We start from the raw sequence: 3,012 nt of genomic DNA on the forward strand, positions 1-3,012 counted from the left end.
CCGACTTGATGGCGCCGGCCGCCCGGTCGCCGATCTTGAGGAAGCTCATCAGGCCCGACGACTTGCCGCCGCCTGACAGGCTTTCATCTTCGCCGCGCAGGTCGGAGAAGTTGGAGCCGGTGCCGGACCCGTATTTGAAGAGCCGCGCCTCGCGCACCCAGAGATCCATGATGCCGTTCTCGTTGACGAGATCGTCGGCGACGCCCTGGATGAAGCAGGCATGCGGCTGCGGGAATTCATAGGCACTGTGGGTTCGCGCCGTCACGCCCGTTTCGGGGTCGGTCCGCCAGTGCCCCTGTGCCGGCCCGTCGATGCCATAGGCCCAGTGGAGACCGGTATTGAACCATTGCGGGGAATTGGGCGCGGCGATCTGAGCCGCCAGCATGAAGCGCAGCTCGTCGTAGAAGGCGCGGGCGTCGGCCTCGCCGTCGAAATAGCGGCCCTTCCAGCCCCAATAGGTCCAGGCGCCGGCCAGCCGGTCGAAAACCTGCCGCGCGTCCATTTCCGGTCCGAAGCGGTCTTCGGGCCTGAGCGCCGCCAGCGCCTCCTCGTCCGGCGCGTGGCGCCACAGGAATTCGGGCATGCCGTCTTCGGGCAGCTTCTTCAGCACGGCTGCGACGCCGGCTTTACGGAAATATTTCTGGGCCAGCACGTCGCAGGCGACCTGGCTCCACTCGGCGGGCACCTGGATGTCCTGCAGCCGGAACACGACCGAGCCGTCCGGGTTGCGGATTTCGCTCGCGGTCGTCCGGAAGGGGATGCCCTCGTAGGGCGACTGCCCCTCGATCGTGAAACAACGCTGAATACGCATCTGACCCCCGGTTCCTCGCCTTCGCCCACTGACCCCGTCATGGGGCGGGCCGGGAGATCGTCCGCGCATCATGCCGGACCATGCTTTTTCATGGTCGGGACATGCCGCGCGGGCATGGCTTCCCGTTGCGCCGCGCCGCCCGGACTTTCCCCGCTAAGAGGTTGATTCCGTTAAGCTTTCGTCGCCGAGCCGTGGCTCTGTTCGGGTGTCCGCCTGTCTCTCGCCTCGCCCCTCGCGGGGAAATGAAATCCTAGGGAGGATGGCCATGCCCCGTCAAGCACTCGTCACAAGATGTAGGCGCGACAGGCCTTCCAGCCCGCGATATCTGGTGGGTCTCCCGACCGAATCGGCGGTTAACAAAGCTGCAACCCGGAATCGGTTATCAATGCATCTACCTCTTTCACCCAGAACAGGTGGAGCTCAGCGTGGGTGAGCGCAGCAAGGCGTTCGGCAAGGAACTGAAAGACCTGAGGATTCTCATGGTCGACGACAATGGCAGCATGCGGCTGCTGTTGCGTACCATGCTGAATACGTTCGGCGTTACCTATATGCGCCAGGCCCATGACGGTACCGAGGGCCTCGCCGAACTTGATATTTACGACATCGATCTGGTGATTTCCGACTGGGAAATGCAGCCGATGAACGGCCGCGAGTTCATCACCCGCATCCGCGCCGTCGGCAACGAGCCGGTCTGTTTCACGCCCATTATCGTTTTGACCGGCCATGCCTCCCGTTCGCTGATCACCGAAGCTTTCGAGATCGGCGCAACGCATCTCCTCGTGAAACCGGTTACGCCGTCGAGCCTGCTCCACCGCATCGGCTGGGTTCTCAACGACGACCGCGAATTCGAGGTCTCCGGCGGCATCTATCGCCAGCCCATGGTGATCCAGGATAGCGGTATGCGCCGCGGCGCCGCGGAAAAGATCAGGACCTGGGCTGTCGACTGACGCCCGGGCGCTTCCTTCAGTCTGGACCATCCTCTCAACGGGTGTCATATTCGGCCCGCATTCCGGCCTTGCCGGAATCGGCCGAATGATGAAATTTACAAGTCCATACAACAGGATAAAGCGCCCATGTCGCTGCTGCACGAAGTGTTCATCTGGTGGAACGGCCAGACCATGGGCACGAGGTTCTACACGTGGCGCAAGGGCCGCCTCGTTGGCACGGACGCTCAGGACAATCGGTACTACGAAGCGAAGGACGGTGAGGCCATCGGTGGCTATGTGCGCCGCTGGGTGATCTACAACGGTCTGGCCGAAGCATCGCGCGTTCCGCCCGAATGGCATGGCTGGCTTCACCACACATTCGATGTGCCGCCCACCGAAGACGGCTACGTGCCGCGCGAATGGGAAAAGCCGCACGTACCGAACCTCACCGGCACTTCCCAAGCCTGGCGTCCGCAAGGAAGCCTGCACAAGGGCGCGCGCCGTCCCGGCGCCACCGGCGACTATCAGGCCTGGCGGCCTGAATAGGCGCGGCCCTGAAACCGATTATCCGAGGACAAACATGCAAAGCAATCTCGTCGAAACCTTGATCGGCACCATCGTTGTCGTCGTTGCCGCGCTTTTCCTTTTTTACGGTTACACAACGTCGGGGATGCGCAGCAGCGCCGGATACAAGGTCACCGCCGAGTTCAGCGGCGTCGACGGTCTGGCCAACGGCTCCGATGTGCGCCTCTCGGGCATCAAGATCGGCACCGTCGTTTCGCAGCGGTTGAATGCGGAGACCTATCAGGCCGTCATTACGATGGACCTCGCGCGCGACGTCAAAATCCCGGACGACACCAGCGCCAAGATTACCAGCGATGGTTTGCTGGGCGGCAGCTATGTGTCGCTGACACCCGGCGGCAGCCCCGACCATCTGGCGGATGGCGGTGAAATCATGTTCACGCAAGGGTCCGTCGATTTGATGGGCCTGATCGGACAGGCCGTCTTCTCCACGGGCGGTGGCGACAAGGAATAGCGGCCCGGAAAGCCGACAGGAAAATGCCGATGCGCCTTGCTGGATTCCCGGCTGTTTGTGCCGCTCTCGTTGCGATGCTGGTCCTAGCGCCCGCCGCGGCCCATGCGGAGAAATACGCGGTCGCCGTTTTCAGCGGTCTCGACAAGATCACCGCCCGCGTCACGAGCTTCGCCGCCACGGTCGACACGCCGCAGAGCAAAGGCGCGCACGAGGTGCTGGTGCGCGCCTGACACAAGGCG

4 protein-coding genes and 1 pseudogene are annotated in these 3,012 nt (G+C 63.1%); 4 read left to right on the top strand and 1 reads right to left on the bottom strand.

The genetic code is table 11. The features are described from left to right. Positions 1–811: pseudogene (locus tag WEB61_RS10055) on the bottom strand (vitamin B12-dependent ribonucleotide reductase); the annotation flags it as partial. Positions 812–1,236: 425 nt separating this feature from the next. Between WEB61_RS10055 and WEB61_RS10060 the strand changes: the two are divergent. The 4 genes from WEB61_RS10060 to WEB61_RS10075 all read left to right on the top strand — a co-directional run bounded on the left by WEB61_RS10060 (position 1,237) and on the right by WEB61_RS10075 (position 3,003). Continuing rightward, the gene (locus tag WEB61_RS10060; RefSeq protein WP_368064204.1) at positions 1,237–1,758 is read left to right on the top strand and encodes a response regulator; all 522 of its coding nucleotides are present in this window, start codon (positions 1,237–1,239) and stop codon (positions 1,756–1,758) included. 126 nt (positions 1,759–1,884) lie between these two features. Further along, positions 1,885–2,283, top strand: a complete 399-nt coding sequence (locus WEB61_RS10065; RefSeq protein ID WP_368064205.1) for an NADH:ubiquinone oxidoreductase subunit NDUFA12 — start codon at positions 1,885–1,887, stop codon at positions 2,281–2,283. A gap of 34 nt (positions 2,284–2,317) precedes the next feature. Continuing rightward, positions 2,318–2,773: an outer membrane lipid asymmetry maintenance protein MlaD gene (mlaD, locus tag WEB61_RS10070; protein ID WP_368064206.1), complete on the top strand. Its 456-nt coding sequence runs from the start codon at positions 2,318–2,320 to the stop codon at positions 2,771–2,773. A 29-nt stretch (positions 2,774–2,802) separates the two neighbouring features. After that, entirely contained in the window at positions 2,803–3,003 is a 201-nt protein-coding gene (locus WEB61_RS10075) for a hypothetical protein (RefSeq protein WP_368064207.1), read from the top strand. Positions 3,004–3,012 lie beyond the last annotated feature (9 nt).

This window comes from Parvibaculum sp., assembly GCF_040882025.1.
GTDB lineage: Bacteria > Pseudomonadota > Alphaproteobacteria > Parvibaculales > Parvibaculaceae > Parvibaculum.